Consider the following 25,652-nt stretch of genomic DNA (forward strand, 5'->3'; position numbering starts at 1 on the left):
CGCTGCCCGATGGCACGACCGCCACTCTGGATCGGCGAAGCATGCCGACAAACAACCATCAGTGAAATCGCGACTTACGTCGCTCCTACAGGCAGGCGGGTGTAAGCGCCCTCAGGCGTCCGCGCGCTCAGAAGAACGCGCGCACTCCGAACTCGACGCCACGCCCCGGCAACGGCGCCAGGTCCTTCAGGAACGACGTGTGCGGTCGCGCCTCCTCGTCGAGCAGGTTGTTGCCGTCGAGGAACACTTCCCACGCGTTGCCGCCGCGGCTGTCGATATGCCACGCCAAGTGGGCGTCCACCAGCGTGTAGCCGGGCGTCGCGGTCTCGTGCTCCGCCACGTCGTCCTGCTCCGCGTAGCGCACCGCGCCGATCGACGCGCGCCATTCGCCGGTCTCCCAGCGCAATTCGCCACCGACACGGGCCGGCGCGATCCGCGGCAGGTTGCCGTCGTTGGCGAGCGTGGCGACATGATCGTGGTTGTGGTCGCCGTGGGGCACCGACACCGCGATGTCGCGGCTGCCGCTGCCGTCGAGTTCCGCGCGCACCACGTCGCCGAACACGCGCATCGACCAGGCGCCGCTGTCGTTGTCGATGAAGGTCCAGTCGACCTCGGCCTCGGCGCCATTGAAGCGCGCGTCGTGCTGGGTCCACGCGCGCACCGGGCCGTCGTGCTCGACGATGCCGGTATCGGCGAGGTAGACGAAATCGTCGAAGCGCACCTGGTAGACCGAGGCGCCTACGCGCAACGGGCCGTTGTGCCAGTGCAGGCCGAGTTCGGCGCGGTTGGCGGTCTCCACGTCGAGGTCCGGATTGCCCAGTTCGACGCTGCCGGTGGCGACGTGCAGGCCGTTGGAGAACAGCTCCTCCGCGGTCGGCGCACGTTGCGCGCGGTCCAGCCCGAGCGATAGGTGCAGCGTCTCGTCCAGGTCCCAGCGCAGCGCCGCGGACAGGCTGGTGGTGTCGAACTCGCGGTCCGGGCCGATCGCGACGCTGTCGTCGACATCGACCTCGTTGCGGTCGTGGCGTGCGCCGATTTCGAGCTTGGTCGAGCCGAACACACGCTCGCCGATCCAGAACAGGCCGGTGTCGTTCGACTTCGAGCCCGGTACGAACGCCTCCGCGCCGACCGCGAGGAAATCGCGTTTCGACCACTGCGCGCCCAGCGCGCCGTTCCAGCCGAGCAGCGGCTGGTGCACCAGCTCCAGCCGCGCCTCGGTGCCGGTGTTGTCGAACACGGTGCCGACCTCGTCACCCTCATATTCGGTATGGGTGTAGTCGGTCCGCGCGAACTTGACCCGCAGCGACTCGAACGCGCCAAGGTCGTCGAACCCGCCGCGCACCTCGCTGCGGCGCTGGTCCATCACGATGCGGACGGCGCCTTCGTCGTGATGGGCTTCACCGGCCGGCTCATCGTGATCGTGGTCGTGGTCGTCATGCGCGTGGCCGTCCTCGCCTTCCGGGTGCGAATGCCCCGGCACGCCGTAGCGGCTGTTGAACAGGCTGTAGCCCACGCCGAGGAAACCGCGGTCGCCGACCCAGGACACTCCCAGCGCGGCGGCATCGGTGCGCACCGCGCTGTTGGGCAGGATGCCGGCCATGCCGAGTTCTTCCTCGTGTTCGTGGCCGGGCTCGTCCTGCCCGCCTTCGGCATGTTCCTCGTGGGCGTGCTCGTTCTCGGCGAAGCCGGGAATCTCGTAGTCGCCGGTTTCGCGATGCAGCGCGTCGAAATGGAACACCACATTGCCCGACTCCGAGGTGCCATCGAGCCGCAGCATCCCGGTGCGCTGGTCGTTGACCGTGCCACTGCGCAACTCGGCGCGGCCCTGCAAGGGCTCCGCGGTCACGTGTTCGGGAATGCGGCCGTCGATCACGTTGACCGCACCGCCGATCGCGCCGCTGCCGTAGAGCAGGGTGGACGGACCCTTCAGCACTTCGACCTGGTCGGCCAGGAACGGCTCGATGCTGACCGCGTGGTCGACGCTGACGGTGGACACGTCGCCCGAACCCAGGCCGTTGCTGAGCACCTGCACCCGCGCGCCGTCGAAGCCGCGGATGATCGGCCGCCCGACGCCCGGGCCGAAGTAGGACGACTGCACGCCCGGCAGCTTGTTGACCGTCTCGCCGAGCGAGTTGGCCTTGGCGGCGTCCAGCCGCTCGCCGGCCAGCACCTCGACCGGCCGGACCAGGTCCTCGGCGGTGCCTGCCAGCGGGGTCGCATGTACCTCGACGGCGGTGAGATCGGTGGGCTGGTGGTCGTGTCCGGCGGCCGGCGCGTCGACCTGTGCGGCGGCCTGGGCCCCCAGCGGCAACGCCATGGACATGGCAAGGACAAGCTGGAGACGGCGGGGTGAACGATTGGGCAGGGGCATGGGGTAAAGTAGGTTGCGCGGGAGACGTAATGTTATATTATAACAATCGTCTGGCCCCTCCCAAAAGTCACGGTCCCATGTCCCCCATCCAACGCCATCGCCTGCTCGACCGTTTCGGCGCCTATGGCTCGATCCTGTGTGCGATCCACTGCGCGCTGCTGCCGCTGGTGGTCGCCCTGCTGCCGACGCTCGGGCTGGTGACACTCGGCAGCGACGGCTTCGAGCGCGGGTTCGTCGCATTCGCCAGCCTGCTGGGGCTCGGCAGCCTGCTCTGGGGCTACCACCGGCACCGCGTCGTTCGGGCCCTGTGGCTGCTGGTGCCGGGCCTGCTGGTGCTGTGGACGGCGATCCTGTATCCGCCGCTGCACCACGCGATGGTGCCGCATGCCATCGCGATGACCCTGGGCGGTACCCTGGTCGGGCTGGGGCACATCGCCAACCTGCGGCTCAACCACGGCCACGTACACGACGCCAGCTGCGCCCATTGAGGACTGCCCGGGCTCCGGTGTGCTACGCTACGCCGCTTCGCGCGCTGCCTTGGCGCGCCGATTTTCAGACGAGACACTTGGGAGCAAGACCATGGGCAAGGGCGACCGCAAGACCGCCAAGGGCAAGCGCTACAACTCCAGCTACGGCAACGCCCGCAAGGCCGTGACCAAGGCCGCCGGCACCACTGCCGCGCCGGTGGCGAAGAAGACCGCCACCAGCAAGACCGTCGCCAAGGCGCCGGCCAAGAAGGTCGCCAAGAAGGCTGCCGTCAAGGAGTAAGCATCGGCGCAGTGCCGGTGTGACCGAAAAGCCCCGCGATGCGGGGCTTTTTCGTGGGCGATCGAATCATTCGACGGTAACCCGTGACGGCAGGCACTCGAATACATGGATGGCGACGGTTAGGTTCGGGTGACGCAGGAACGGAGCGAAATCCATGTCGAGTGCCAGCCAGAAATACCTCGCCATCTATTCCGGTGTACTCACCGTGGCGTTCGCCGCCATCGTGCTCACCGGCGCCAGTTCGACCCGCAGCGAGAAGTTCGACGTGATCGACGTGCAGCGCATCAACGTGCGCGAACCCGACGGCACGCTGCGGATGACCATCTCCAACATGGACCGGTTCCCGGGGTTGATCCTCGATGGCAAGCAATATCCGCATGATCGCGACGTTGCCGGAATGCTGTTCTTCAACGATGAGGGCACCGAGAACGGGGGCTTGGTCTTTGCGGGCAGCAGGGACGCCGATGGCGAGGTCAGCCATGGCGTCCACCTGAGCATGGACCAGTACGAGCAGGATCAGGTCGTCACGCTCAACAGCATCGAAGGCGGCGGGCGTCGCCGCAGTGGGTTGACGGTGGGAGATCGTCCGGACCGCCCGATCTTGGAGGACGTCGAGGAGCGCGCGGCGCTGGAGGCGATGCCCGAGGCGGAGCGGGAAGCGTTGATGGCGCAGCGGCAGGCCGACAACTACTACGGTGCCAATCGCCTGTTCGCCGGCCGCAACGGCGATCGGGAGTCCGTGCTGGACCTCAAGGATGCGTCCGGCAATACGCGACTGCGCCTGAAGGTGGAGCCGGATGGTGCGGCGTCGATCGAGTTCCTGGACGCGGAAGGAAAGTCGACCGGCGTGGTCACGCCGGAGACGCTCAGGACCAGGTGACGGCGACGAAGCCTGCGGTCCGTTGGGGTCAGCCCAGGCACTGGCCACCGACGTATGTAGCCAGCGCGAGGTCCCCACCCAGCCAGTAACCCAGTTCCGACGGGTGCCCGATCCGCCACTGCACGAAATCGGCGCGTGCACCGACCTTCAGCACCCCGCGATCATCCAGCCCGAGCGCGCGGGCGGCGTGGACGGTGGCACCGCGCAACGCTTCCTCCGGGGTCAGGCGGAAATGCGTGCAGGCCAGTTGCATCGCCTGGCGCAGCGACAGCAACGGTGATGTGCCGGGGTTGCAGTCGGTTGCGACCGCCATCGCCACGCCGTGTTCGCGCAGGGCGTCCAGCGGCGGCAATTTCGTTTCGCGCAACACGTGGAACGCACCGGGCAGCAGTACTGCGACCGCACCCGATTCAGCCATTGCCTGGATTCCGGCCTCGCTGCTGTGCTCGATGTGGTCGGCCGACAGTCCGGCGAACTCCGCGACCAACCCGGCGCCCCCAAGATCACTGAGCTGGTCGGCATGCAGCTTGACCGGCAGCCCGAGCGCGCGCGCGGCTTCGAACACGCGGCGGGTCTGCGCCGGGCTGAAACCGATCCCCTCGCAGAACGCGTCCACCGCGTCGACCAGCCCTTCGCCATGCAGCCGGGGCAGCCAGTCGACCACGGCGTCGATGTAGTCGTCGGGCCGGTCCTTGAACTCAGGCGGCAGCGCGTGCGCGGCGAGGTACGTGGTGCGCACGGTGATGCCGAGCCGTTCAGCGACCTGGCGCGCGACCCGCAGCATCTTGCGCTCATTGTCGAAGTCGAGGCCGTAGCCGGACTTGATCTCCAGCGTGGTCGCGCCGTCGGCCAGCAGCGCCTTCGCGCGCGGCAGCGACTGGCGCAACAGTTCGGCCTCGTCGGCCTCGCGCACCGCGCGCACGGTCGACAGGATGCCGCCGCCGGCGCGTGCGATCTCTTCGTAGCTGGCGCCCTGCAGGCGCAACTCGAACTCGCGCGCGCGATCGCCGGCGAACACCAGGTGGGTATGGCAGTCGACCAGCCCGGGGGTGATCCAGCCGTCCGCCTCGATCACTTCGCGCGCCAGCGCCGACGGTTCGCCAGGGAGCCCGCTGCGCGGTCCGACATAGGTCAGTCGCCCATCGCGCCAGCCCAGCGCGGCGTCGGGGATTTCGCCATAACCGGCCGCGCCGTCGAGGGTTGCCAGCGAGGCGCCGACGACCAGCCCGTCCCATTGCATCGAGTCGTTCGTGTCCATCCGCCCATTGTAGGGAAGGCCCGCGAGGTCGCCAGATCGCCGGCGAGTTGCCACAATCGCCGGCATGAGGACCATCCCCAACGCCAGGACCTGGCACCCCGACGGCTGGCATGACGGGACCCGGCTGGACGCCGACCCGCATGGCCGGATCGCCCGCAGCAGTTATGGCGGCACCACCCGCCAGCGTGTCCTGCCGGGCATTGCGAACCTGCATTCGCATGCCTTCCAGCGCGCGATGGCCGGCATGGCCGAGCGCCAGAGCGACCCGAGCGACTCGTTCTGGACCTGGCGCGAGACGATGTACCGCTTCGCCGGGCGCTTCACCCCGGAAAGCCTGTACGCGGTCGCCGCGCAGCTTTATGCGGAGATGCTCACCGCCGGCTACACCACCGTCTGCGAATTCCACTACCTGCACCACGCGCCCGACGGCCGGCCGTACGACGACCCGGCCGCGATGTCGCGCGCGCTGATCCAGGCCGCGCACGACACCGGCATCCGCATGACCCTGCTGCCGGTGCTGTACATGACCGGAGGCTTCGACGGCCGCGCGCTCGGCGAACGCCAGAAGCGCTTCGGTTTCGGGGTCGACGGTTATCTGAAGCTGCTTGATGACCTGCGCACCGAACACGCCGGCGACATGGTCCGGATCGGCTGCGCCCTGCACAGCCTGAGAGCGGTGCCGGAAGCGGCGATGCGCGAGGTGCTGGCGGCCTTGCCTGGCGACAGCCGCATCCATGTCCATATCGCCGAGCAGACTGCCGAGGTCGACGAATGCGTCGCCGTGCGTGGCGCGCGACCGGTGCAGTGGCTGCTCGACAACGCGTCGGTCGATGCGCGCTGGACGCTGGTCCACGCCACCCACCTGGACGACGCCGAATTGCGCGGCATCGCCGGTTCCGGCGCGACCGTCGCGATCTGTCCGACCACCGAGGCCAACCTCGGCGACGGCCTGTTCCGGCTACGCGACTACCTCGATGCCGGTGGGCGTTGGGGCATCGGCTCGGATTCGCACATCTCGGTGTCGCCGGTGGAGGAACTGCGCTGGCTCGAATACGGTCAGCGGCTGGTCACCCGCCGTCGCAACATCGCGGTCACCGAACGCTCGCCCAGCGTTGGTGACACCCTGGTGGCAGCGGTGGAGGCGAGTGCCGCCGACTCGTCGGGCCACGCCATCGGTCGCCTCGCCCAGGGCGACAGCGCCGACGCGCTGGTGCTTGACATCGCCAATGCGGTGTTCGCCGGTGCGACCGACGAAGACGCGACCGATCGCTGGATCTTCGCCGGCAACCAGAACCTGGTGCGCGAGACCTGGGTCAACGGCCGCTGCGTGGTCGAGAACGGCCGCCACTTCCACGCCGACGCGATCGCCGCGCACTACCGCGCCGAGGTGGAGCGGTTACTGGAGGCGTAGGGCGGCATGGGACCCCGCAACGCAGGCACCTGCGCCGAAGCGATGTACACGCGTACCGGCACGATGTAGGAGCGACGTAAGTCGCGATCTCCTCGCTGCGGGTCGACGCGGTGGCAGTCGCTTGCGATGAAGTCTCCCGAAGGCGACCGGTGACTACCCGGCAGGTACACGGGTCAGGTTGGCGTTGTGCGTCGTGCGTTCGCGACTTACGTCGCTCCTACACCAAGGGGCTGGCGAAGAGGTCGTTGTGGGGTAGCGCACCCTCCAGTTGCAGCAGGAACCGTTTGGTCGGCAGGCCGCCACCAAAGCCGGTGAGGCTGCCGTCGGCGCCGATCACGCGGTGGCAGGGCAGCACGATCGGCAGTGGATTGCGGCCGTTCGCCGCACCGACTGCCCTGGACGCGCTGGGCTTTCCGAGCTGCGTGGCCAGTTGCGCGTAGCTGACGGTTTCGCCGTAGGGGATCGACGCCAGCGTGCGCCAGACTTCGCACTGGAACGTGGTCCCGCGCGGTGCCAGCGGCAGGTCGAACGTGCGCCGGGTGCCGGCGAAGTATTCGTCGAGTTGCTGCTGCACCCGGTGCAGCAGCGGATGCGTGCACTCCGCCCAGTCGACCTGCTGCCAGTCGGCCTCGCGCTTGACCGCATGCCGCGACGGCTGGAATTCGATCGCGCGTACGCCGTCGTCGTTGGCCGCCAACAGCAGCGGTCCGACCGGGCTGTCGATGGTGGTGCAGGTGGTCATGCCGTGTTCCTCCGGGCGGAAGCGCCGGCCTTCGCGCGCTCCGCCAGTTCGGTCGCTTCGCGCCAGAGATGGATCACGCAGTACGCCCGCCAGGGCCGCCAGGCTTCGGCGCGCGCGAGCAGGGCGCGGGCGGTGAGTGCGGTGTCGTCGTCGCTGGCGACACGTCGCAGGATCAGGTCCTCGGCCGGGAACGCATCGGGGTGGCCGAGCGCGCGCATCGCAATGTACTGCGCTGTCCACGGGCCGATGCCGGGCAGCGCGACCCAGCGCGCGACGAAATCGTCGAGCGTGCGCTCGGGCTTGAAGTCGACCCGACCGTCGAGCAGCGCGCGGGCGACGTTGCGGATGGTGTCGGCGCGTGCGCGGGTAACCCCGATCGCCGTCGACAGGTCGGCCTCGGCCAACGCTTCCGGCGCGGGGAAGATGTGCTCCAGCCCGGGCGCAAACGGCGTCTCCAGCGCGCGGCCGTACCTGTGCGCCAACCGCGTCGCCAGCGTGCGCGCGGCGGCGACGCTGACCTGCTGGCCGAGGATCGCGCGCACTGCGATCTCGAAACCGTCCCAGCCGCTGGGCAGGCGCAGGCCGGGACGTCGCTGCAACAGCGGCCCCAGTTTCGGATCGCCTGACAGTACCGATGCGATCGCCTGCGGATCGGCGTCGAGGTCGAACATCCGTCGCAGTCGCGCGACGATCGACAACAGTCGCGACGGTGCCACGCCGTGCAACTGCAATTGCAACGCATGCTCGCCACCGGGCCAGGCGCTGACCCGCAACCAGCCGGGCGCCTGCCCGGGCGCATCGTCGGGTGGCGCGATCACCCGCGCGTAGGAGTCCGCGTCGACGACTTCCACTGCCGGCAACGCGCGGGTGCTCAGGAAGCCGAGCATCGATTCGAAATCGTACGGCGGCCGGTAGCCCAGCCGCAGGGTCAGCACCTCGCCGACGTCGGTGCGGGGGCGGCGGCGCAGGTCGCGCGGGGCCATCCGGTAGGCCTCCAGGAACGCGGCGTTGAACCGCCGCAGGCTGCCGAACCCGGACGCCAGCGCAACCTCGGTGATCGGCAGCATCGTCTCGGTCAGCAGTTGCTTGGCGAACAGCAGGCGGCGGGTGCCGTGCACGCCGAGTGGCGCGGCGCCGAGACGGTCCACGAACAGACGGCGCAACTGCCGCTCGCCGATCCCGACCCGGTCCGCAAGATCCGCCAGCGGCGCCTCGGCCAGCGCACCCTGGTCGATCAGCTTCAGTGCGCGCGCGACGGTCGCATCGCCGCGGCGCCAGCTGTCGTCGCCCGGTGACAACTCCGGGCGGCAGCGCAGGCACGGCCGGAAGCCGGCCGTCTCGGCCGCAGCGGCATTGCTGAAATAGGTGACGTTCTCGCGCTTCGGGGACGGTGCCGGGCAGACCGGCCGGCAGTAGATCCCGGTGCTGGTGACGGCAGTGAAGAACAGGCCGTCGAAGCGGGCATCGCGGCTCAGCCGGGCCTGCTCGCAGACCTGTGGGTCGAGCGGGTTGGTGGTGGTGGGGGTGGGTGCGACAGGAACCATGGATGCAGGCTAGCACCGGGTCCGGGGTTGGACTGGCCGGATTCGGACATCAATGCTGTGGTCGATATTTTCCAGGGCTCCGTGTAGGAGCGACGTGAGTCGCGAATGCCTCGCCGCCCGGGGTCGCCGTGCAATCGCGACTTACGTCGCTCCTACATCGGAGGGACGTGCGTGGCGGGTACAGCTGCGACCCCGCCTCAATCCGTCGACTTCAACGCACCCATCGCATCCGCGTCGCCATCGTTCGCGGCCGGCTCCAGCCCCACCAGCTCCATCAACAACGGATACACATCCACGTTGTCGAACGCCGGCAACCGCGCGCCTTCGCGGAACGCCGGGCCGCGCGCCAGGAAGATCGCGCGCATCGACGGCAGCGCCGGGTCGAAACCGTGCGAGCCGCGGGTCGTGGTCGACGGTCGCTTTTCAATCCATTCGCGCGGCCGCGCGTTCCAGCCTTCTTTCATCTGGCAGATGATCGGCGGCACCCGCGGATGGCTGCCGTAATGCCAGCGTTCCGGCAGCGCCTCCCTGCGCCAGCATTCGTAATGTCCGTGCTTGCCGAGCAACTGTGCCTGCGCCGCCGCTTCGCGACCGGGCAACGGGACGAATCCGACCGACTGGCCGGCCGACACCAGCCGGACGTCCCCCGGGGCGACCATGTCTTCCACCGCGATTTCGTGTCCCGGCTCCACCGCCGCCATGCCGTGGTCGGACACCACGATCAGGTTGACCCGGTCGTCCAGCCCACGCGAGGCGAGTCCGTCGAGCAGCCGTCCGATCGCCACGTCGACCTCGCGGACCGCCGCATGCGCTTCCGGTGAATCCGGACCGTGGCCGTGGCCGGCATGGTCGACCGCATCGAAGTACAGCGTCGCGAAACGCGGGCGGGTGGAATCGGGCTCGGCCAGCCAGCCGAGCACGGTGTCGACCCGCGCGTCCATCGGCATGTCGCCGTCGTACGGCAGCCAGCGGGTGGGTCGCACGCCGTCGATCGCGGCCTCGCTGCCGGGCCAGAACAGCGTCGCTGTCGCCAGCCCGGCGTTCTCCGCCGCGACCCAGACCGGTTCGCCGCCCCACCAGCGGCCGTTGTTCACGGCGTCGCGCTTTCCGAGGCTGAAATCGCCCAGCGCCGCGTCATGCATGGTGTTCTGGACGATGCCGTGGTGGTCCGGGCGCAGGCCGGTGACGATCGTGTAGTGGTTCGGGAAGGTCAGGCTTGGATACGACGGTTCCATCCAGGCCGCCCGCACGCCGGCGTCGGCGATGCGGGCCAGGTTCGGGGTGATGCCCAGGTCGAGGTAGTCGGCGCGGAAGCCGTCGATCGAGACCAGCAGCACGCTGGCATGTGCGTCTTCGATGACGTTGGCGGAAGGTGGGGCAGGATCGGCCGGATGCGGGACGCAGGCTGACAGCGCAAGGGCGATGAATGCGGTGGCGACCGCGGCTCGGACTGGATGCATCCGCCAATCCTACCGGCCGGATGTTGCAGCGAAATGGGCCATTAGCTGAGGTGGCATTAAACGCGGGCGTGGCCATCTTCATCACCGCGAAGCGAGCGGCGTATGGTTTGGATACCGATATTCGACCTCACGCGATCACCGGAGGTACCCGATGAAAACCATGTTCCTGACCCTGTTGCTCGCCATTCCGGCGACAGCGCTTGCCCAAACGCCCCCGCCGGCGCAGGACGCCGGAACCAGGGCCGTCGCCAAGCAGGACGACACGTCCCGCACCGAGCGCGATGCCCGTCGCGACTGCATGCGCTACACCGGCAGCCGCATCAGTGCCCGCCGCGCCGACCGTGAGGCCCGCGCCGGGGTCGATGCCGAGGCTGAAGAAAAGATCGGCCAGCTCGATCGCGACGACTGCATCTCCGCCAACGGTCGTGTCTACAGCCGCGAAGACCTGCGCCGGACGGGCGAGGTGGATATCGCCGACGCACTGCGCAAGCTGGACCCCGCGATCCGCTGAATCGCCAGCACAACCCTGAAGAAGAACGCCCGGCATCGCGCCGGGCGTTTTACGTCGGGAACCCGGCCGAACGGCCCTGCCGATCAGTCCAGGTAGGCCGGGAACACCGGCAACGCTTCGAAATCCTCCGGCGCATGCTGGATGACCAGCCGGCCCCGGTGCGTTTCCAGCAGTTGCCGGACCCGTTCGAACGAGGCCAGCGTGTCCGCCCGGTCGACGTTGAACGCAGGCACCCGCGCGTGCTCGTAATTGCTGCGCGAGTGGTACAGGTCGCCCGACAGGATGACGGTGCCGGAATTCTCCAGCTCGACCAGCAGCACCCGGTGCCCCGGCGTGTGGCCCGGTGTCCGCAGGATGCGCACGCGCCCGTCGCCGAAGACGTCATGGTCGCCCTGCATGACCTGCTGCTTGCCCGCGAACGTGTCGAAGTGTGCCGCCGTCGCCGAACCGGGGGTTGGCGTCTGCGTGGCCCATGCGAGTTCCGCCGGATCCACCAGCCAGGTCGCTTGCGGAAACTGCTCCAGGTTGCCGGTGTGGTCGAAATGCATGTGCGACAGCGACACGAACTCGATGTCCGCCGCCCTCAATCCGAGCCGCTCCAACTGCGACTGCAGCGTCACCGGCACCAGGAACCGGCTGCCATCCTCGTCGAGCAGATGGTCCGGACGGGCGTTGATCGCGTCGCCCAGGCCGGTATCCCAGAGCAGGGTGCCACCGGGGTGCTCGATCACGTAGCAGGGCTCGACGAGGTTCCCCGGCTGGCCGGCGTAACTGTCGTCGTCGGCGAACATGGCCATGTCGTCGAACTCGATGGTGCCGCAGTCGAGGGCGTAGAGGCGCACATCCGTGCCCGGCTCGGCGGCGACAACGGGGCCTGCGGCAAACAGGGCGACCAACAGCATCACGGCCTGGAACGGGCGCATCGTGGACTCCGGTACGGGAAGGGACGGCAAGTATGTCGCGCCTTTGCCGGACGTGGCGGCAACATTGAATTCGGCAGGTGGGATAATCAGGGGATCACATCGCCACGGAGCCGCCATGTCCACCCGCAACGACCCGTCCCGCGTCATCCGCGCCCCGCGCGGCACCGAGCTCAGCTGCAAGTCGTGGTTGACCGAGGCGCCGTACCGGATGATCCAGAACAACCTGGATGCCGAGGTCGCCGAGAACCCGGCCGAACTGGTGGTCTACGGCGGCATCGGCCGCGCCGCGCGTGACTGGGAGTCGTACGACGCGATCCTCGAATCGCTGCGCAAGCTCGACGACAACGAGACGCTGCTGGTGCAGTCGGGCAAGCCGGTCGGCATCTTCCCGACCCACGCCGACGCGCCGCGCGTGCTGATCGCCAACTCCAACCTGGTGCCGCACTGGGCGACCTGGGAGCACTTCAACGAGCTCGACCGGAAGGGCCTGATGATGTACGGCCAGATGACCGCCGGCAGCTGGATCTACATCGGCAGCCAGGGCATCGTCCAGGGCACCTACGAGACCTTCGTCGAGATGGGTCGCCAGCACTACGGCGGCGACCTCACCGGCAAGTGGATCCTGACCGCCGGGCTCGGCGGCATGGGCGGCGCGCAGCCGCTGGCCGCGAGCCTCGCCGGCGCCTGCAGCCTCAACATCGAATGCCAGCAGAGCCGCATCGACATGCGCCTGCGCACGCGCTACGTCGACGAGCAGGCGAGCGACCTCGACGATGCGCTCGCCCGTATCGACAAGTACACCAAGGCGGGTGAGGCGAAGTCGATCGCGCTGCTCGGCAACGCCGCCGAAATCCTTCCCGAACTGGTCAAGCGCGGCGTGCGTCCCGATGCCGTCACCGACCAGACCAGCGCCCATGACCCCGTGCACGGCTACCTGCCGATCGGCTGGAGTGTCGAGCAGTGGCTCGGCGCGCAGAAGGCCGACCCCGACACCGTGCGCGACGAGGCCAAGAAGTCGATGCGCGTGCATGTCGAGGCGATGCTGGCGTTCGAGAAGCTCGGCATCCCGACCTTCGACTACGGCAACAACATCCGCCAGATGGCGTTCGACGAAGGCTGCAAGGACGCGTTCGACTTCCCCGGCTTCGTCCCCGCCTACGTGCGCCCGCTGTTCTGCAAGGGTATCGGCCCGTTCCGCTGGGTCGCGCTCAGTGGCGACCCCGAGGACATCTACAAGACCGACGCCAAGGTCAAGGAGTTGATCCCCGACGACGCCCACCTGCACAACTGGCTCGACATGGCGCGCGAGCGCATCGACTTCCAGGGCCTGCCGGCGCGCATCTGCTGGGTCGGCCTCGGCCAGCGCCACAAGCTCGGCCTCGCGTTCAACGAGATGGTCCGCAACGGCGAGCTGAAGGCGCCGGTGGTGATCGGCCGCGACCACCTCGACAGCGGCAGCGTCGCCAGCCCCAACCGCGAGACCGAGTCGATGCAGGACCGCAGCGATGCAGTGTCCGACTGGCCGCTGCTCAACGCGATGCTCAACGTCGCCGGCGGCGCGACCTGGGTCAGCCTGCACCACGGCGGCGGCGTCGGCATGGGCTACAGCCAGCACAGCGGCATCGTGATCGTCTGCGACGGCAGTGAGGCGGCCGACAAGCGCATCGCCCGCGTCCTGTGGAACGACCCGGGCACCGGCGTGATGCGGCATGCGGATGCCGGTTACGAGATCGCCAAGCAGTGCGCGAAGGAGCAGGGGCTGAAGTTGCCGATGGTGCAGGTCGGGTGATCCGCAACGGACACTTCGACCTGCGCCGCGCGGGAATGTCGCTGCTGCTGGCCGCGGTTGTGCCGTTGGCGTGGGCCGGGGATGCCGGCTTGCAGTTCACCCATCACGATTGGACGTTGGCGTGCGACAACACCCTGGCCTGTCGAGCCGCGGGATACCAGCGTGACGGCGATGCGCTGGCGGTGTCGGTGTTGCTGACCCGTCCCGCCGGTGCGGGGACGGCCGTCACCGGTCGCGTCATGTTGGGACAGTACGAGGAGTCCCCGCTGCCTGCCGGACTGGCGCTGCAAATCGATGGCCGCGACGAGGGGGCAGTGGACCTGGACGTACGTGAAGGCCACGCACCGCTTGCCCCGGCCCAGGTCGCGGTGCTTGTCGAAGCCCTGGCCCGTGATGCCGATATCGCCTTCGTCGGGGACGACGGCCAGCGCTGGCAACTCTCCGACAGGGGCGGGGCCGCCGTGATGCTGAAGATGGACGAAATCCAGGGTCGGCTCGGTACGCCGGGTGCGCTCCTTCGCAAAGGGGAGCGTGACGAGGCCGGCGTGCTTCCACCGCGGCCGGCACCGTCCATCCGTGTCGCTCCTCTCGAACCGCCTCGCCCGGACGACCATGCCCTGCTCGCAGATCCGCGTCTGCGTGGAACGTTGCAGGCGAGCCTGTCCGGCGAAGACTGCGAAGGGTTGCAACCGGGCCAATGGGACGAGTCATGGGGGCTTGTGCGGCTGGACGATGCCCATGTGCTGGTGTCGGTGCGTTGCTGGATGGCTGCCTACAACGAAGGCTACGGCTACTGGGTGACCAACGATGCGCCGCCCTACAGGCCGCGGCTGGTGACGACCAGCGGAAGCTGGAGCGACGGCGCCATCATCGACGCAAGCCAGAAGGGCAGAGGCCTGGGAGACTGCTGGTGGCACGCCAGCTGGGCATGGGATGGCCGGGAGTTCGTGCAGGCGTCGGAGTACACCACCGGGATGTGCCGCCTTGTCGCCGCCGGCGGGGCGTGGGCTCTGCCGACGTTGGTGACCGAACTGGTGCAGTGACATCACCTCCACGTCCCCGGGGCAGCTAGACCGACGATGGTCCGCCGGTGAAAACCACCAGCTGGGCCTCGAAAGCCCGCTTGAAGGCCGGCCGTGCCTCGCCGCGGGCAACATAGGCGGCGAGGTTGGGATGCTCCTCCAGCAGGCCTGATCCGTTCAAACGGCGCAGCACCGTCACCATCATCAGGTCACCGGCGCTGAACGCGCCATCGAGCCAATCGGTATCGCCAAGGCGAGTGGAAAGCTGGCCCAGCCGCTTGCGGACCCGGTCGTCGAGCATGGGCAGCCGCGCCTCGTACCAGGGCTTGTCGCGCTCCACGATCGTGGCCATTGAGCGGTCGACTATCGGCGGCTCGACCGTGTCGAGCGCGGCGAATATCCAGCTGATCGCACGCGCCCGGGCATTCGCATCGTCGGGCAGCAGGCCGGGATGGCGCTCCGCGATATGGAGCACGATCGACCCCGATTCGAACAGGGTGAGACCGCCTTCCTCAAAGGTCGGGATCTGCCCGAAGGGATGGAGCGCCCGATATGCGGGCGCCCTCATCTGTTCGAATGAAACAAGGCGAACGTCGTAGGGCTGGCCTGCTTCTTCAAACGCCCAGCGGACGCGCATGTCGCGCGCCAGTCCCTTGCCCCGGTCAGGGGAGCGTTCAAAAGCGGTGATGGTGGGTGCCATGCCGTCAGCCCTGGGCGAACGCCACGTCGCCGGTATGGCTGACCATCCAGTGCACGCCGAAGCGGTCGGTGCAGATGCCGAACTTCTCGGCCCATTCGACTTTCTGCACGGGCATGTCGACGCTGCCGCCCTCACTCAGCCCGGCGAACACGCGATCGGCTTCATCGGCGCTGTCGGCCTCCACCGCGACGTAGGTGTTGGTGCCGACCTTGAAGTCATCCGGCCGGGTGACATCGGACGCCATCAGCATCGACGACCCGAGCGGCAGGGCGATGTGGGCGATGCGGTCGAGCATCGCGCCACTGAGGCCCATCTGCTCGCCACCGAATTCGCGGAAGGTCATCGCGGTGGCGAACTCGCCGCCGAAGACGCTGCGGTAGTGGTCGAAGGCTTCACGGGCGTTGCCGTCGAAGTTGAGGTACGGATTGGCGTGCTTCATGCGTGGTCTCCTGTTGGGCAAGGGGCGGAATGCCTCCCTGTCCAGACGACGAAGCAGCCGGACGGAAATCGACATCGCCGGCGTCGGAAACATCACATGTTGTTTCAGTCCGCCCGATTGGTCCCGATTTCGATGGCGTCGCTCCGCCACATCCGCCACGCCACGATCCCCAGCCAGCCCACTATCAATGCCACCAGTGCCTTCTGCGACAGCCCGCGCGGCAATTCGCGCGCCAGCGCCAATACCCACACGCCTGCAAAGCAGGCGAGTGCCCAACCCAGCAGCATCGGGGCGATGCGCCGCCATGCCGGTGCCGCGCGCAGCCGCCACGCCTGCAGCACCATCGCCGTGGTCGTGCACAGGAACGCCGCCTGCGCCGAGCTGCCGTGGACCAGGTGCACCAGCCGCAACTCCTCGCCGGGGAAGCGCATCGGTGCCAGCGCGGTGACCACCAGCGACGGCGCCGCGATCGCGAACAGCAGCAGCGGCGCGGCACTGCGCGAAGCCACCGGCGGTACCCGGTACAAGCCGATCGCCAGCACGAGGATGCCCACCGCCAGCGCCGCGTAACCGGCCTGCAGCAGCCAGCCCCATGGCCCGACCAGGTACACGCTCAGCTGCGCGGCGATGGCGTCGAGCCCGGGGCGCAGCGCATGCACCGTGGTCGCGGCGAGCACGAACACGGTGATCGCGGCCATGGCCAGGGCGGCAAGCGCGACACTCGAACCGTCGTGGCGAAAGGCGCGGGGTGGCATCGGTTGCGTGTCCATGCGGCGGGTTCCCTTGGTGGCTGTCGCGGGCGCGGCGCCAGTGGACCGCAGACTGTCGCCTGCCAGCCATTCCGGCAAGGCCCGGAAGGCATGGCCATCGCCGGCACCCGTGCGAGACCACCGCAAAGCACCGGTTGCGCGACGGGTGAATAATGCGGCGATGCGCCCTGTCGGCGCCGGAGCGAACATGATGATTTCGATGGGGCTGTCGCGAAGGATGCCGGGCGAGCGTGGATCTACTCGCATGAAGACGTTGCCTGCCGGGTTGATCCTGCTGGTCGCCCTGCACGCGGTGGGATGCGCCGTCCGGCCGGGCGATGTCGCAGGCCCCGGTCCGGCGACATCCTCGCCGCCAGCCGCCGGCTGGGCCTTCGAGACCACGCCGGCCTGGCAGGACGAGTTCGACTACACCGGGCTTCCCGACCCGGCCCGATGGAACTTCGAGCAGGGCGGCGACGGTTGGGGCAACCATGAACTCCAGCACTACACCGACAGCATCCGCAATGCACGGGTGGGCGATGGCGTGCTCACGATCACCGCGCGCAGGGAGAAGACCGGCAAGAACGGCTACAGCTCCGCGCGGCTGACCTCGAAGGGCAAGGGCGATTTCCGTTACGGCCGTTTCGAGGTCCGCGCCCGGCTGCCCGGCGGCCGGGGCACCTGGCCCGCGATCTGGATGCTGCCCACCGACCAGGCCTACGGCGGCTGGCCGGCATCCGGCGAGATCGACATCATGGAGCACGTCGGCTACGACCCGGGGCGCATCCACGTCACCATGCACACCGGCGCGTACAACCACCGCATCGGCACGCAGAAGACCGCCACCCGTGTCATCGACGACCCGACGACCCTGTTCCACCGCTATCGTGTCGACTGGACGCCCGACACGATCCGCGGCTACATCGACGACGAGCAGGTCTACGAGTTCGCCAACGAAGGCACCGGCCCTGCAGCCTGGCCGTTCGACCAGCGCTTCCACTTCCTGCTCAACATCGCCGTCGGTGGCGACTGGGGTGGCAAGGAGGGCGTGGACGACAGCGTTTTCCCGGCGACGCTGCAGATCGATTACGTGCGGGTCTACCGGCTGGTCGACCCGACGTAGCGGCCGGGGGCGGGGGATATCGGACCTTGGCCCGTCACTTGCCGCCAAGCTCGACCACCGGCTTGAACCCGCCGTAGATCATCCGCGCGCCGTCGAACGGCATCGGGTTCTTCTCCGGGTCCATCCGCGGGTCTTCCATCATCTTCTTGAAACCCTCATCGCGCGTCGCCTTGTCGGGCCATTCGATCCACGAGAACACGACCGTCTCGTCGTCCTTGCCTTGCACGGCGCGGCGGAAGTCGGTCTGCTTGCCGTCGGGTACGTCGTCGGCCCAGCACTCCACGACGCGGGTGGCGCCGTACTCGATGAACACCGAGTCGCCCTCGTTGGCGTGGTCGATGAACTTCTGCTTGTTGGCGGTCGGGACCGCGATCACGAAACCGTCGATGTAGGACATGGGGTGTCTCCTTCGCTGGGTGTCACTGGATGACGAACGGGAGCAGGGGAAATCGACATCGCGACGGGCGGGGCGGGGACAGTCCGTCCCACGGATGGCGGTGCCCCGGCCAGTGGTATCGGCCTAAGCTTGCGGCATCCGACCACTACCGGGAGTACATCGTGACAGACCTCTCCAGTTTCCCGATCACCCGCCGCTGGCCGGCGCGGCATCCGGATCGCATCCAGTTGTACTCGCTGAATACGCCCAATGGCGTCAAGGCCTCGATCATGCTCGAGGAGACCGGGCTGGCCTACGAGCCGCACCTGGTCGACATCACGCAGAACGAGAGCCACGTGCCGGAATTCCTGTCGCTCAACCCCAACGGCAAGATCCCCGCGATGATCGATCCCGACGGCCCGGGCGGGCAGCCGCTGGGGCTGTTCGAGTCCGGCGCGATCCTGCTGTACCTGGCCGATAAGACCGGGCGCTTCATCCCCGCCGACCCGGCGCGGCGCTGGGAGACGATCCAGTGGGTGTTCTTCCAGATGGCTTCGATCGGGCCGATGTTCGGGCAGCTCGGCTACTTCAACAAGTTCGCCGGCAAGGACATTGAGGACCCGCGGCCGAAGCAGCGTTACGTCGACGAGTCCCGGCGACTGCTCGGCGTGCTGGACGCGCGCCTCGACGGCCGCACGTGGCTGATGGGCGATGACTACACCATCGCCGACATCGCGACGCTCGGCTGGGTCGACAACCTGATCAACTTCTACGAGGCGCGCGAACTGGTCGGCTTCGACGGCTTCGCCAATGTCGCAGCGTGGCTGCAGCGCGGGCTGGCGCGTCCGGCGGTGCAGCGTGGATTGGCGATTCCGGCGCGCGATTGATCGGCGTCCCCGCGCCGTTCAGCCGGTTTCGATCACCGCATGGGCCCGCACCGGGAAGGTGCCCATGCCGTGAGCCTTCGGGGGCACGGCCGTGAAGCGGAATCCATTGGCGGGAAGACTGTCGAGGCAAGTCAGGTGTTCGACAATCGGAATCCCGGCGCCAAGGAGGATGGTGTGGACGGGCCGGGTGTTGCCACCGGTGTCGTCGATATTCAGGGAATCGATGCCGACCAGCGCCGCGCCCCGCTCGCGCAAATGGTTCGCCGCCGCTTCGGTCAGGAATGGATGGCCCTCGAAGTATCGGTCGGTACCCCAGTGGCGGTCCCAGCCGGTGCTAACCAGGACCGCGCGGTCGCGGACTTCCACGGCCGCGAAATGGGCCCAGTCGATCGCGCGCTCCGTGGTGTCGGACACCCGGACCACGGTGCCTTCCAGGCCGGCGATTCGGTCGAGTGGAAGGCCGGCAACATCGACGCCGTCGGCACATCGGTGGAAGGGCGCGTCGATATAGGTGCCCGTGTTGGCGACCATGTCGATGCGGCCTATCTGGAACTCGGTGCCGGGTGCATACAGCGCTCGTGACTGCTCGCGCGAAAGGTGGTCGCAGATCAGGGGCGCCGGCAGTCCCTTGTAGGTCACCATCCCGTCGTGGATGGTGTGGCTGAGGTCGACGAACCGGACAGGCCGCGCGCCTTGCGCGGCTGCGGGCGCAGCAGGTGCAGCGCGCTTGTGGCGCTGCTGGATAATCTGCTTGTCGATGATGCGGACCTCGCCAACCATCAGCAGGCGCAGGTCGCGGATGATGTACGCAGCCAGCGCATCATCGCTGATGTCGTCACCGTCGATGTCAAGCCGGAACCCCTGTCCCTGGATGCCTCCGCCATTCGAAAAGCCGATGTCGAAATCGAACTGGACGCGCTTGTCGGTCGTGTCGGTCATGGTCCCGTCCCCCTGGAAACGGATTGGCTACCCGCCTGCCGGGCCCTACGGCTCTTGAGCTTGGCCCGGTTGCCACAGCCGCTCGACGACGAACACCATTGCCTCCGCCCCGGACGGGAGGTGTCGACGAACATCATCCTGCAGCCAGGACACATCCGGATGCGGTGATGCAGCTCCGACCCGAGCAGGGTCAGCGCATCGGCCGCGAGTGTCGAAAACGCGGCCTCGATGGGTTTGTCCGCAACCAGGGTGAGATTCCCCGCGCGCATTCTCGGGCGAAGCGGGGGGCGTGATGCGGCCTGGTTGAGAAGCCTGATGTCGGCCGGGGGCAGGCCCGTGCCCACCATCGTCGAGGTGCCGCAGCGGTGGATTGCCTCGCGTAGCGTGCGTGCCTCGATCAGGTCGGCCCGCGTGGCGCGGGCGCCCGGTACGAGCAATCCAGCTGCACCCAGCCAGGCGACAAGGTCGCCGGGTGTTTCGAGGCGCTCGACGGTTTCGCCGCTTCGCCTGCCAAGCGTGTCCACAAGGCAGAGCGCATCGGAGCCCGCAATGAATTCGAAGGCTTGTTTCATGATGACACTAGTATAACTAGTGTCTACGGAACGGCAATCCATCGTGGCCAAAAGAAACCCGCCGGAGGCCGGCGGGTTCGGATGAAGCTGTCTCCGGGGGGATGGCGCTGGTCAGCCCGGTTCATGCGCTGTACGAATGCCGCGGGGTCCGGCAGCGGCGCGCCGGCGGCGATCTCTGCCTGCTCCAGCAGCAGGGTGGCGAGGTCCTTCGCCTTGCCGTCATCGGTCTCCGCGTCGACCCGCTTGAGCAGGTCGTGTTGCGGATTGATCTCCAGCGTCGGCTTGCTCTCCGGCATTTGCTGGCCGGCCTCGCGCATCAGACGTCGTACTCGTGCAGGTAGCCGAGCATCCATTCGTCGATGCGGTCGGACATCAGCGGCACTTCGATGTCCTTGGCCTTGAACGCTTCCAGTTGCGGGCTGCCAGCCGCCGCGGCGTGGCTCTCGGCGGTGATGAACCAGATGGTGTCCTGGCCGCCGGCCATGCGGCCGATGTAGTCGTCGAGCGAGACGGTCTGCTTGCCGCCGTCGCCCTTGGTCGAGGCGAAGCGCAGCAGCTTGGCGATGCGCTCGCGGTTGCCGGCCGCGGTTGCCGGCGTCCTCGCCGATGCCTTCCTTGAGGGTGTCGCTGCGTGGCTGGAGCGCGGGCTGGCGCGTCCGGCGGTGCAGCGCGGTTTGGCGATTCCGTCGCGCGGTTGAGGCGGGGGTTGGTAATCGCCAGCGGCGCATCGTAGGGTGGAGGCATCCGGCCGCATGGTGCGGCCGGTCCGGAGCAACACATTCAAGGAGGAAACGCCATGGACGCCAGGAGCGGTCGTCACTGGGTCGCGTGGGCCAATACCCACGCTCGGAACAGTCGCCGGGTCGAGGACCCGGACAGCATGTTCCGCCGAAAGATCGAAGAATTCACCGGCGCGCTTTCAGCCGGCGGTGCCCGGATCAGGGTTTCCGCTACCCGGAGAAGTCCCGGGCGGGCCTACCTGTTTCATTGGTCGTGGAAAATCGCACACGGGCGGTGCAAGCCGTCCGAAGCCGAACCCATGGCCGGCGTACCCATCGAGTGGGATCACGGTGATGACCGGCTCAGCCGCGCCGGCGCGCTGGAGATGGCGCGCGGGTTCGGCCTCGCCGTGCCGCCTCGCAGCATCTATCCGCCGGCCTTGTCCAGCAACCCCATCGCGGGACGGGCGATCGACATGGACATCACTTGGAGCGGCACCATTCGTATCGCGAGGAAGGAAGGCGGACTTGCTGCGGTCGCATACATGTCGAACGTCAATTCCAATCTCGACCTGCATGCCGTCGGGCTTCATATGGCGTGCTGAAACTGCGCTCCGATGCGCCGCACTGGTCATTCAATGGACGGTAAGGACATGCGGATGCAGAGATGGATGCTTGTAACCGTCAGTTGCGCCCTGTTGTCGGCGTGTGTGTCGGGCAATGGGGTCTCGCGCGGCGACGGTCCCGACCGGGCGATCGGTTGGCTGCATGGCAACTGCCTTGCTTTGGAGGATGCCAGTGCGCGCGTCGGCCAGGAGGTCGCGGTGGTCATGCTCGGTGAGGAGCAGCAGGTGATGACGGCGCAGGTCACGGGCACTGCGAATGATGGCGGGGAATGCATCGCGCTGACGGATGATCGTAGGGATACCAATCTGCGGAATGGTTTGACGTTCTACAAAATCGGTGCCGACGCTCAGGTGGAGTTGGGTATCGGCGTCGTACAGGCGGGCGGGAGCCGCGCGCTGACCGTTTCGGAGTTGTTGGACACCAACGGCGACGGGCGGCGAGACAGCTTCAGCCATTGCACCACGTCGGAGGGCGTGCAGTTTTCGGTATGGACCGACGAGGCCCGGAGCGGGGCGCCGATGTGGACGGGCTACTACTACCTCGGTTACGACATCGAAGCGAACTGCCCGGAAGACAGATAACGCAGTTCAGCATCGTCACAAAAAAGAAGCCCCCCATTCGGCGGGCTTCTTTCGTTTGCGCACGTAACGGAACGATCAGCCCAACAGCACCCGGTTCATCCGCTGCACGAACGCGGCCGGGTCGGGCAGCGGGGCGCCGGCGGCGATCTCTGCCTGTTCCAGCAGCAGGGTGGCGAGGTCCTTCGCCTTGGCGTCGTCGGTCTCCGTCTCGACCCGCTTGAGCAGGTCGTGCTGCGGGTTGATCTCCAGCGTCGGCTTGCTGTCCGGCATCTCCTGGCCGGCCTCGCGCATCAGGCGGGCGAAGTGCGGGGCCATGTCGAAGTCGGACAGGGCCAGACATGACGGCGAATCGGTCAGGCGCGCGGAGACGCGGACGTCGGCGACACGATCGCCGAGCAGCTCCTTGAGTCGGGCGACCAGCGGCTCGGCGGCCTTGCTGGCTTCTTCCTGCTTCTGCTTGTCGGCCTCGTCCAGCGGCAGTTCGCCCTTGGCGACGTTCTGCAGCTTCCTGCCGTCGTACTCGTGCAGGTAGCCGAGCATCCACTCGTCGATCCGGTCCGACATCAGCAGCACTTCGATGCCCTTGGCCTTGAACGCTTCCAGTTGCGGGCTGCCGGCCGCTGCGGCGTGGCTCTCGGCGGTGATGAACCAGATGGTGTCCTGGCCGTCGGCCATGCGGCCGATGTAGTCGTCGAGCGAGACGTCCTGCTTGCCGCCGTCGCCCTTGGTCGAGGCAAAGCGCAGCAGCTTGGCGATGCGCTCGCGGTTGCTGGTGTCCTCGCCGATGCCTTCCTTCAAGGTGTTGCCGAAGGCCTTGATGAAGGTCGCGAACTTCTCCGGCTCGTTCTTCGCCAGCGACTCGATCAGGTCGAGCACGCGCTTGGTGCAGCTGGCCTTGATCCGCTCCAGCTGACGGTTGTGCTGCAACAGTTCGCGCGACACGTTGAGCGGCAGGTCGTCGGCGTCGACCACGCCGCGCACGAAGCGCAGGTAGTTTGGCAGCAACTCCTCGGCGGCATCCATCACGAACACGCGCTTGATGTAGAGCTTGAGCCCCTTGCGCTCGTCACGGCCGCCCATCATCAGGTCGAACGGCGGCTGCGCGGGCAGGTACAGCAGGGTGGTGAAGCTCTGGTTGCCCTCGACCCGGTTGTGGCTCCACGCCAGCGCGTCGTTGAAGTCGTGGCCGAGCGACTTGTAGAAGCCCTGGTAGTCCTCGTCGGAGATCTCCGACTTGGGCTGGGTCCACAGCGCGGAGGCGGCGTTGACGGTTTCCCATTCGCCGGTCGCGGCGGCTTCGTCCTTGTCGTCGCCGGTCGCCTCCTTCGGCATGCGGATCGGGAAGGCGACGTGCTCGGAGTAGCGGTGGACCAGCGAGCGCAGCTTCCAGCCCGACAGGAATTCGCCCTCGTCGGCCTTCAGGTGCAGCACCACGGTGGTGCCGCGCCCGGCCAGTTCGACCGGCTCCAGGGTGTACTCGCCCTTGCCGTCGCTCTCCCACTTCACGCCGTCGGTCGCGGCGGCATCGGCGCGGCGGGTCAGCACGGTGACCTTGTCGGCGACCACGAACGCCGAGTAGAAGCCGACGCCGAACTGGCCGATCAGCCGCGCGTCGGCTTTCTGCTCGTTGGCCATCGCGGCGAGGAAGCGGCGGGTGCCGGAGCTGGCGATGGTGCCGATGTTGGCGACCACCTCGTCGCGGCCCATGCCGATGCCGTTGTCGGCGATCGTGATGGTGCGCGCGGCCTCGTCCCAGCTGACGTCGATGTGCAGCTCGCCATCGCCGGCCAGCAGTTCCGGGTTGGCGATCGCCTCGAAGCGCAGCTTGTCGCAGGCGTCGGAGGCGTTGGAGATCAGCTCGCGCAGGAAGATCTCCTTGTGCGAGTACAACGAGTGGGTGACCAGGTGCAGGACCTGGGCGACCTCGGCTTCGAACTGGCGGGTTTCGGCGGTTGCGTTCATGCGTGGGTACCGGTGATGCGTATGGAGTCGAGGCAAAGACAATGGGTCCGGGCCGCGCCAAATCAACCCGGAGCGGGCCACCGGCCGGTCCGGTCCGGGTGGATGCTCGACAGCCTTGCGGTGACCTGCTTCCATCCCGGGATGGAAGCCGGACTCGACAACCCGTTCTGGTCGTCGCTGCAGACCCGGCATCGCGCGCTGGCATTGCAGCAGGGCGACGTGGCGCGTTATCCGCCAGAGTTCGCGCCGTTCCTCGGGGTGGCCGACGCCGGCGCGGAGGTCGATGATGCGCTGGCGGCGCTGGTCGCGCCCGATGACAGTGTTCTGCTGCTCGGCATCGCGCCGCAGCGCGTTCCCGGCGGCTGGCAGCTCGAAGCGTTTGCCGACCTCGCCCAGATGCCCTGCACCCGGCCGCTGGAGGTCATTGATGGCCCGGAAGTCATCGAGCTGTCGGGAGCCCACCGCGAGGACGTGCTTGCGCTGACCGCACTGGTCTACCCGCACTACTTCCGCCCGCGCACGATGGAACTCGGCCGCTACTTCGGCATCTACCAGGACGGCCGGCTGGCAGCGATGATCGGCGAGCGCCTGGGCACCGGCACCACGCGCGAGGCGAGCGCGATCTGCACCCATCCCGATTTCAACGGCCGCGGCTACGCACGCCGGCTGACCGCGATGCTGACCAACGGCCTGCTGGCGCGCGGCCACCTGCCGTTCCTGCACGTGAGCCGCGAGAACCGGCGCGCGCTGCGGTTGTACGAACAGATCGGTTACCGCCACCGTCGCGACATCGGCTTCTGGTCGCTGCGGCGGGCGCGTTGAACACCCGCGCCCGCCGCGATCGAGTGGTCAGGCCGCCGGATCCTTGCTGCCGGCATTGACGCTCCACGGCGTACCGAAACGATCGACGCACATGCCGAAGCCCTCGGCCCAGAACGTCTCGCCGTAGGCCATCTGCTCGGTGCCGCCTTCGGCCAGCGCCTTGAAGATGCGCTCGCCTTCGTCGCGGTCGTCGACGCTGATCGATACCGAGGTGCCGGCCGGCTTCTGGTAGTACCCGGCGGGGCAGTCGGAACCCATCAGCATCTGCTGGCCGATGCTCATCGATACGTGCATGACCTGGTCGGGATCGGCGCCGGGCATCTGCGCCTCCGCGGGTGCCTCGCCGAAGCGCGAGAGCCGCTGGATCTTGCCGCCGAGCACGCGCTCGTAGAGCTTGAACGCGGCTTCGCAGTCGCCCTTGAAGGTGAGGTAGGGAGTGAGTTGCATGGTGTTCTCCGGGTGGTGGTTGGTGGTGTG

The 25,652-nt window shown here is 67.9% G+C and carries 26 protein-coding genes and 1 pseudogene; 12 read left to right on the top strand and 15 right to left on the bottom strand.

Going from position 1 to position 25,652, the window contains the following annotated elements; translation table 11 throughout:
• Positions 1 to 127 precede the first annotated feature (127 nt).
• On the bottom strand, positions 128 to 2,371 hold the full coding sequence (locus ACT9AS_RS05280) for a TonB-dependent receptor domain-containing protein (protein ID WP_445099091.1): 2,244 nt from the start codon (positions 2,369 to 2,371) through the stop codon (positions 128 to 130).
• 77 nt (positions 2,372 to 2,448) lie between these two features.
• Here ACT9AS_RS05280 and ACT9AS_RS05285 point away from each other — a divergent pair, with 77 nt between their 5' ends.
• The 3 genes from ACT9AS_RS05285 (at position 2,449) to ACT9AS_RS05295 (ending at position 4,019) form a co-directional block, all read left to right on the top strand.
• Entirely contained in the window at positions 2,449 to 2,859 is a 411-nt protein-coding gene (locus ACT9AS_RS05285; protein ID WP_445099092.1) for a MerC family mercury resistance protein, read from the top strand.
• A 91-nt stretch (positions 2,860 to 2,950) separates the two neighbouring features.
• The gene (locus ACT9AS_RS05290; RefSeq protein ID WP_445099093.1) at positions 2,951 to 3,139 is read left to right on the top strand and encodes a 30S ribosomal protein THX; all 189 of its coding nucleotides are present in this window, start codon (positions 2,951 to 2,953) and stop codon (positions 3,137 to 3,139) included.
• A gap of 154 nt (positions 3,140 to 3,293) precedes the next feature.
• Positions 3,294 to 4,019 (top strand): hypothetical protein, encoded by a 726-nt coding sequence (locus tag ACT9AS_RS05295; protein WP_445099094.1) that lies wholly within the window; start codon positions 3,294 to 3,296, stop codon positions 4,017 to 4,019.
• A 28-nt stretch (positions 4,020 to 4,047) separates the two neighbouring features.
• Here the strand turns inward: ACT9AS_RS05295 and hutI are convergent, their stop codons facing one another.
• Positions 4,048 to 5,277 (bottom strand): imidazolonepropionase, encoded by a 1,230-nt coding sequence (gene hutI / locus ACT9AS_RS05300; RefSeq protein ID WP_445099095.1) that lies wholly within the window; start codon positions 5,275 to 5,277, stop codon positions 4,048 to 4,050.
• 64 nt (positions 5,278 to 5,341) lie between these two features.
• On the opposite strand from hutI, the gene ACT9AS_RS05305 reads away from it, so the two are divergent.
• The gene (locus ACT9AS_RS05305) at positions 5,342 to 6,688 is read left to right on the top strand and encodes a formimidoylglutamate deiminase (RefSeq protein ID WP_445099096.1); all 1,347 of its coding nucleotides are present in this window, start codon (positions 5,342 to 5,344) and stop codon (positions 6,686 to 6,688) included.
• Between the two features lie 217 nt (positions 6,689 to 6,905).
• On the opposite strand, the gene ACT9AS_RS05310 is transcribed toward ACT9AS_RS05305, so the two are convergent.
• From ACT9AS_RS05310 to ACT9AS_RS05320, 3 genes are all read right to left on the bottom strand, one after another.
• Entirely contained in the window at positions 6,906 to 7,430 is a 525-nt protein-coding gene (locus ACT9AS_RS05310) for a methylated-DNA--[protein]-cysteine S-methyltransferase (protein ID WP_445099097.1), read from the bottom strand.
• Positions 7,427 to 8,974, bottom strand: coding sequence for an AlkA N-terminal domain-containing protein (locus ACT9AS_RS05315; RefSeq protein ID WP_445099098.1), 1,548 nt, complete (start codon positions 8,972 to 8,974; stop codon positions 7,427 to 7,429). The genes ACT9AS_RS05310 and ACT9AS_RS05315 overlap by 4 nt, the downstream gene beginning before the upstream one ends.
• Before the next feature lie 197 nt (positions 8,975 to 9,171).
• Entirely contained in the window at positions 9,172 to 10,434 is a 1,263-nt protein-coding gene (locus ACT9AS_RS05320) for an alkaline phosphatase family protein (RefSeq protein ID WP_445099099.1), read from the bottom strand.
• A gap of 151 nt (positions 10,435 to 10,585) precedes the next feature.
• On the opposite strand from ACT9AS_RS05320, the gene ACT9AS_RS05325 reads away from it, so the two are divergent.
• Positions 10,586 to 10,945, top strand: a complete 360-nt coding sequence (locus tag ACT9AS_RS05325; RefSeq protein WP_445099100.1) for a hypothetical protein — start codon at positions 10,586 to 10,588, stop codon at positions 10,943 to 10,945.
• 83 nt (positions 10,946 to 11,028) lie between these two features.
• On the opposite strand, the gene ACT9AS_RS05330 is transcribed toward ACT9AS_RS05325, so the two are convergent.
• A complete protein-coding gene (locus tag ACT9AS_RS05330; RefSeq protein ID WP_445099101.1) occupies positions 11,029 to 11,868 on the bottom strand; it encodes an MBL fold metallo-hydrolase in 840 nt (279 codons plus the stop codon).
• Positions 11,869 to 11,983: 115 nt separating this feature from the next.
• On the opposite strand from ACT9AS_RS05330, the gene hutU reads away from it, so the two are divergent.
• Together hutU and ACT9AS_RS05340 are read left to right on the top strand one after the other, a co-directional pair.
• Entirely contained in the window at positions 11,984 to 13,657 is a 1,674-nt protein-coding gene (hutU, locus tag ACT9AS_RS05335) for a urocanate hydratase (protein ID WP_445099102.1), read from the top strand.
• Positions 13,658 to 13,692: 35 nt separating this feature from the next.
• A complete protein-coding gene (locus ACT9AS_RS05340) occupies positions 13,693 to 14,700 on the top strand; it encodes a DUF1176 domain-containing protein (RefSeq protein WP_445099770.1) in 1,008 nt (335 codons plus the stop codon).
• Between the two features lie 25 nt (positions 14,701 to 14,725).
• Here ACT9AS_RS05340 and ACT9AS_RS05345 read toward each other — a convergent pair whose 3' ends face one another.
• The 3 genes from ACT9AS_RS05345 to ACT9AS_RS05355 all read right to left on the bottom strand — a co-directional run bounded on the left by ACT9AS_RS05345 (position 14,726) and on the right by ACT9AS_RS05355 (position 16,588).
• On the bottom strand, positions 14,726 to 15,379 hold the full coding sequence (locus tag ACT9AS_RS05345) for a glutathione S-transferase N-terminal domain-containing protein (protein WP_445099103.1): 654 nt from the start codon (positions 15,377 to 15,379) through the stop codon (positions 14,726 to 14,728).
• Positions 15,380 to 15,383: 4 nt separating this feature from the next.
• Positions 15,384 to 15,818 carry a VOC family protein gene (locus tag ACT9AS_RS05350; RefSeq protein WP_445099104.1) on the bottom strand — a complete coding sequence of 145 codons (435 nt, stop codon included), beginning with the start codon at positions 15,816 to 15,818 and terminating at the stop codon, positions 15,384 to 15,386.
• A 104-nt stretch (positions 15,819 to 15,922) separates the two neighbouring features.
• Positions 15,923 to 16,588 carry a DUF998 domain-containing protein gene (locus ACT9AS_RS05355; RefSeq protein WP_445099105.1) on the bottom strand — a complete coding sequence of 222 codons (666 nt, stop codon included), beginning with the start codon at positions 16,586 to 16,588 and terminating at the stop codon, positions 15,923 to 15,925.
• A gap of 244 nt (positions 16,589 to 16,832) precedes the next feature.
• Here ACT9AS_RS05355 and ACT9AS_RS05360 point away from each other — a divergent pair, with 244 nt between their 5' ends.
• Positions 16,833 to 17,690: a family 16 glycosylhydrolase gene (locus tag ACT9AS_RS05360; RefSeq protein ID WP_445099106.1), complete on the top strand. Its 858-nt coding sequence runs from the start codon at positions 16,833 to 16,835 to the stop codon at positions 17,688 to 17,690.
• 34 nt (positions 17,691 to 17,724) lie between these two features.
• Here ACT9AS_RS05360 and ACT9AS_RS05365 read toward each other — a convergent pair whose 3' ends face one another.
• The gene (locus ACT9AS_RS05365) at positions 17,725 to 18,087 is read right to left on the bottom strand and encodes a DUF1428 family protein (protein WP_445099107.1); all 363 of its coding nucleotides are present in this window, start codon (positions 18,085 to 18,087) and stop codon (positions 17,725 to 17,727) included.
• Between the two features lie 161 nt (positions 18,088 to 18,248).
• On the opposite strand from ACT9AS_RS05365, the gene ACT9AS_RS05370 reads away from it, so the two are divergent.
• Positions 18,249 to 18,953, top strand: coding sequence for a glutathione binding-like protein (locus ACT9AS_RS05370; RefSeq protein ID WP_445099108.1), 705 nt, complete (start codon positions 18,249 to 18,251; stop codon positions 18,951 to 18,953).
• 18 nt (positions 18,954 to 18,971) lie between these two features.
• On the opposite strand, the gene ACT9AS_RS05375 is transcribed toward ACT9AS_RS05370, so the two are convergent.
• From ACT9AS_RS05375 to ACT9AS_RS05385, 3 genes and pseudogenes are all read right to left on the bottom strand, one after another.
• On the bottom strand, positions 18,972 to 19,892 hold the full coding sequence (locus ACT9AS_RS05375) for a cyclase family protein (protein WP_445099109.1): 921 nt from the start codon (positions 19,890 to 19,892) through the stop codon (positions 18,972 to 18,974).
• On the bottom strand, positions 19,889 to 20,464 hold the full coding sequence (locus ACT9AS_RS05380; protein ID WP_445099110.1) for an ABATE domain-containing protein: 576 nt from the start codon (positions 20,462 to 20,464) through the stop codon (positions 19,889 to 19,891). Before ACT9AS_RS05380 ends, ACT9AS_RS05375 begins: the two co-directional genes overlap by 4 nt.
• Before the next feature lie 23 nt (positions 20,465 to 20,487).
• Positions 20,488 to 21,090, bottom strand: a pseudogene (locus tag ACT9AS_RS05385) (hypothetical protein); the annotation flags it as partial.
• A 170-nt stretch (positions 21,091 to 21,260) separates the two neighbouring features.
• Here ACT9AS_RS05385 and ACT9AS_RS05390 point away from each other — a divergent pair.
• Positions 21,261 to 21,788, top strand: a complete 528-nt coding sequence (locus ACT9AS_RS05390) for a hypothetical protein (protein WP_445099111.1) — start codon at positions 21,261 to 21,263, stop codon at positions 21,786 to 21,788.
• Positions 21,789 to 21,821: 33 nt separating this feature from the next.
• Complete coding sequence (locus ACT9AS_RS05395; RefSeq protein ID WP_445099112.1) at positions 21,822 to 22,391, top strand: hypothetical protein; 570 nt, start codon at positions 21,822 to 21,824, stop codon at positions 22,389 to 22,391.
• 75 nt (positions 22,392 to 22,466) lie between these two features.
• Here the strand turns inward: ACT9AS_RS05395 and htpG are convergent, their stop codons facing one another.
• Complete coding sequence (gene htpG / locus ACT9AS_RS05400) at positions 22,467 to 24,353, bottom strand: molecular chaperone HtpG (protein ID WP_445099113.1); 1,887 nt, start codon at positions 24,351 to 24,353, stop codon at positions 22,467 to 22,469.
• A 102-nt stretch (positions 24,354 to 24,455) separates the two neighbouring features.
• Here htpG and ACT9AS_RS05405 point away from each other — a divergent pair, with 102 nt between their 5' ends.
• A complete protein-coding gene (locus ACT9AS_RS05405) occupies positions 24,456 to 25,175 on the top strand; it encodes a GNAT family N-acetyltransferase (RefSeq protein ID WP_445099114.1) in 720 nt (239 codons plus the stop codon).
• 27 nt (positions 25,176 to 25,202) lie between these two features.
• Here the strand turns inward: ACT9AS_RS05405 and ACT9AS_RS05410 are convergent, their stop codons facing one another.
• Complete coding sequence (locus tag ACT9AS_RS05410; protein WP_445099115.1) at positions 25,203 to 25,622, bottom strand: VOC family protein; 420 nt, start codon at positions 25,620 to 25,622, stop codon at positions 25,203 to 25,205.
• Between the last annotated feature and the right edge of the window lie 30 nt (positions 25,623 to 25,652).

The organism is Lysobacter sp. F60174L2 (genome assembly GCF_052547135.1).